4 protein-coding genes are annotated in these 4167 nt (G+C 70.4%); 1 reads left to right on the forward strand and 3 read right to left on the reverse strand.

The window, feature by feature from the left end:
• Positions 1–1144: adenosylhomocysteinase (gene ahcY / locus AC529_RS18730; RefSeq protein ID WP_083948463.1), on the reverse strand; the 1144-nt coding region annotated here is incomplete at its 3' end.
• A 229-nt stretch (positions 1145–1373) separates the two neighbouring features.
• Between ahcY and AC529_RS18735 the strand changes: the two genes are divergently transcribed.
• Positions 1374–2621, forward strand: coding sequence for a hypothetical protein (locus AC529_RS18735; protein ID WP_232306832.1), 1248 nt, complete (start codon positions 1374–1376; stop codon positions 2619–2621).
• Positions 2622–2676: 55 nt separating this feature from the next.
• Here AC529_RS18735 and AC529_RS18740 read toward each other — a convergent pair whose 3' ends face one another.
• Both AC529_RS18740 and AC529_RS18745 read right to left on the reverse strand, forming a co-directional pair.
• A complete protein-coding gene (locus AC529_RS18740) occupies positions 2677–3927 on the reverse strand; it encodes a serine/threonine-protein kinase (RefSeq protein ID WP_068758669.1) in 1251 nt (416 codons plus the stop codon).
• Positions 3928–3957: 30 nt separating this feature from the next.
• A partial coding sequence (locus tag AC529_RS18745; protein ID WP_332307083.1) for an SIS domain-containing protein occupies positions 3958–4167 on the reverse strand: 210 nt, incomplete at its 5' end.

The following is a 4167-nucleotide window of genomic DNA, read 5'->3' on the forward strand; positions in this document are numbered from 1 at the left end:
GGGGGGGGCGGGGGGGAAACCGCCACTCGTGCACCTGCGGCTTGATCTCGATCTTCTCGATGCCGGGAATGGCGGCCAGGCCGGCCATGTCGATCTCGTTGTCGAAGTGGCCGATGTTGCCGACGATGGCCTGGTGCTTCATGCGGGCCATGTGCTCGGCGGTGATGACGTCCCGGTTGCCGGTGGCGGTGATGAAGATGTCGGCGGTCTCGACCACCTCGTCGAGGGTGGTGACCTGGTAGCCGTCCATCGCGGCCTGTAGCGCGCAGATGGGGTCGATCTCGGTGACGACGACGCGGGCGCCCTGGCCGCGCAGCGAGTCCGCGCAGCCCTTGCCGACGTCGCCGTATCCGGCCACGACCGCGACCTTGCCGCCGATGAGCACGTCGGTGGCGCGGTTGATGCCGTCGATCAGCGAGTGGCGGCAGCCGTACTTGTTGTCGAACTTGCTCTTGGTGACGGAGTCGTTGACGTTGATCGCCGGGAAGAGCAGGGAGCCGTCGCGCTGCATCTCGTAGAGGCGGTGCACGCCGGTGGTGGTCTCCTCGGTCACCCCCTTGATCTGGGAGGCGATCTTCGTCCACTTGCCGGGGTTCTCGGCGAGGCTGCGCCGCAGCAGTTCCAGGACGACGCGGAACTCCTCGCTCTCGGCGGTGGAGGGGTCGGGGACCGCGCCCGCCTTCTCGTACTGGACGCCACGGTGGACGAGCATCGTGGCGTCGCCGCCGTCGTCCAGGATCATGTTGGGGCCCTCGCCGTCGGGCCAGGTGAGCGCCTGCTCGGTGCACCACCAGTACTCTTCGAGCGTCTCACCCTTCCAGGCGAAGACCGGCACCCCGCGGGGGTCGTCGGGCGTGCCGTCGGGGCCGACGACGACGGCCGCTGCGGCGTGGTCCTGGGTGGAGAAGATGTTGCAACTGACCCATCGCACCTCGGCGCCCAACGCCACCAGGGTCTCGATCAGGACCGCGGTCTGGACGGTCATGTGCAGCGAGCCCATGATTCTGGCGCCTCTGAGCGGCTGCGAGGGCCCGAACTCCGCGCGGGTGGCCATGAGTCCGGGCATCTCGTGCTCGGCGAGGCGGATCTCCTTGCGGCCGAACTCGGCCAGGGAGAGGTCGGCGACCTTGAAGTCGAATGCCATGCGTCTTAACTCCAGTCCTGAAGGATGCGCTCTGAAGTCTACGAGTCGCAGGGGAGGCGGACGCTGGGTGAACCGGCGGACAGCCCGGTACGCCTCTCCCGGCCACCGGTCCCAGCAGACCACGGTCCACGGCGACACGTTCCCCGTTTGCAGGAATTTCTCCGTACCGCAACCGATCGGCCCCCATAGGTAAGGTTTTGCCGGTTCTCAGTGGGTAACGGTGTGTCATGTGAGTTCGCTACACGGCCTCGACACGGCCCCGGACCGCCTTCCGCACGACCTCCGCGTCCGGCTCGTCGACCTGGACCGGCTGCGCGAAGTGTGGACCGACAACCAGAGACGACGCCCCCATCACCAGTGGACCGCCCACCGGATCCGCATGATCCGACGGCACATCCTGGAACTGCACACCCTGCGGGAGGACCTCAGACTCCCCCCGCGCACCGCCGAACGGCTGGTGAACCACGGCTTCCACAGCGACGACTCCCTGGACCAGACGGCACGGGAGCGGCTGGACGAGGAGGAGCAGACGCTCACCTCCCTGGTCGAGGCGTGCCGGACCGGGGACGGTCTGACCCCCTCCTCCCTCGCCGAGGCCGCCCGCTCCCTCACCGGGCTGTCCTCGCCCGGCCTGGGCGACCGCCTGGCGGGCTGCCTGGTCGAGGCCACGACGGTGTGGACCCACCCGGTGGTCCGCGCCGCCCTGGTCTACCTGTGCACCGAACAGGCGCTGCTGGAGGCCGGCGGCAGGGAGGCTCCCCCGGGGACCGATCCGCTGCCGTGGGCGATGGCCTCGCTGGCGCTGCTGCGCGCCAACCACCCGCCGCTGATCGCCGACCACCGTCCGGTGCTGGTGGGGCTGTCCCGGGAGCGCGCCCCGCAGCCGCAGGAGCGGCTCGTCGAACTGGCCCGCCTCTTCACCGAGCTCCAGGTGGCCGTCATGCGCGGGGAGCTGAGCTGGACGGCGCCGGAGGACGGGGACTCCGCCGAGTACGGCTCGGCGCTGGCCCGCTCCGTCTACCGGAGGCTGCTGGAGCACCTGCGCGGACGCGCCCCCGCGCTGTCGATGGTGCTGCGGGAGCTCGACCCGGCCAGCAGGGTGCTGGTGACCTCCGGGGACTCCGCCGACGTGGGCGAGCACCGGGCCCGGATGGACCTGGCCGCCGACCGCGCCCTGCTCGCCCGGGGCGGCCCGTCCTGGTGGGTCTGCCTGGAGGCCCACTGCACCGACAGCACGCTGCGGCTGCTGCTCACCGTGCAGGAGGTCGGCTCCCCCGCGACGGGCGTGCTCGCGGTGACCGCCGACGCCCTGGTGGTCTCCCCCCGCGGCGTGGAGGAGGCGCTGGATCCGGCCCCGACCGACTGTGTGACGCTTCTCTCATCTGACAGCGTCGACGAGCGGTGGCCCGAAGTGGCGGCCCTGGCCGACGAGGCGGTCTCCTACGCGGTCAGCCGCCTCACCTCGGTGATGGCGTGAGCGGAACGGCCGGGGGGCGCGCCCCCGGCCGGAACCGGCCGCTGCCTCCGTCAGGTCACTGGGCGACCGCCATCAGCAGCAGGATCAGCAGCAGCACGATGATGACGACGATCACGGCGGGCAGCACCCAGCCCTGCGCCAGCACCGGGTCGTCGGACTGCTGGCTCTGCGGCTGCACGGGGGTGTAGCCCTGGCCCCCGATCGGGGGGCGCTGCGACATGGTGGGCGGCAGGCCCGCCGTCATGTTCGGGTGTACGGCCCCGGTCACGTTGGGGTTGGGCATCGGCGGCGCCGGGCGGTTGTACCCGGTGGTGGGCTGCTGGGGCCCGGTGTGCGGGGGTGCGGGCGGGCCGGGGAAGGGCGTCTGCGGGCCGCTCGGGGTCGGCGGGTGGTTCGGGTAGAGCGGGCGCTGCGGGCCGCTGGGCGCCACCGGTGCGATCGCCTGCTTCTCGCCCTCGGCGACCGCCTGCGAGGTGGGGACCTTCTCCTCGTCCTCGGCGTCGTGGCCGAGCAGCCGCATGAGCAACTGCTTGGCGGTGGGCCGCTGGTCGGGGTCCTTGTTGAGGCAGTCGGCGACGATCGTCCGCAGCGGTTCGGGCACCTCGCTGATGTCCGGAGGAGCGCTGACCACCCGGTGCACCACCGCCGGAACGCTGTCGGAGCCGAAGGGCGCGTTGCCGGTGGAGGCGAAGGCCATGACGCAGCCCCAGGCGAACACGTCGACCTTGTCGGTGATGTTCTTGCCCGCGATCTGCTCGGGCGCCATGTAGGACGGGGTGCCGACGATCGAGTTGGTGACGGTCGCGGTGCTGTCGGTGACCCGGGCGATACCGAAGTCGATCACCCGGGGGCCGTCCCGGCCCAGCAGCACGTTCCCGGGTTTGAAGTCGCGGTGCACGATACCCGCCTGGTGGATGGCCACCAGCGCGGTCGCGGTCGACACGGCCAGGCGTTGCAGGGCCGCTCCCTTGCGCGGCCCCTCCTTGGACACTGCTTCTTGCAGGTCGGGCCCCTCGACGTACTCGCTGACCACGTACGGGGGGTCGGCGTCGAGGTTGGCCTCGTGGATCGCGGCGGTGCAGAAGGAGGCCACCTTCTGTGCGGCCCGGACCTCCTTCTCGAAGCGTTTACGCAGGTCAGTGTCTTGCGACCACTGCTCGTTGAGCACCTTGACCGCGTATTTCTGTCCCTCGGAGTCGCGAGCAAGGTAGACGATTCCCTGGCCCCCGCGCCCCAGGCGTCCAATCACGCTGTACTCACCGAACGAGGTGGGGTCGCTCGGTTGCAGCGATTCGGGACCGGGCATCGATCTCCTCCAGAACGGTCGTGAGAGTCGCTATCGCACGACCAGAGTATTTGTTAGGGGTTCCACGGCATAAGCCACTGCGAGATACAGACTGGCGTAATCCGTTAGAGCGATCAAACCGGCCAGGCGTTCCACCGGAGTTCTGCCCTGCGCGGCGACCTCGCTCACCCGCACCCCCGCTTCGGCCGCGGCGCGTTCGGCCGCCGCCAGATCGGCGGCCTCCTCCGGCAGGGCCTGGTC

This window comes from Thermobifida cellulosilytica TB100 (genome assembly GCF_001517975.1).
In the GTDB taxonomy this organism is placed as follows: domain Bacteria; phylum Actinomycetota; class Actinomycetes; order Streptosporangiales; family Streptosporangiaceae; genus Thermobifida; species Thermobifida cellulosilytica.

What these genes read in the sequence shown, in the direction of transcription:
- AC529_RS18740 (WP_068758669.1), bottom strand. Translation starts at nt 3,927, where the DNA reads ATGCCCGGTCCCGAATCGCTGCAACCGAGCGACCCCACCTCGTTCGGT.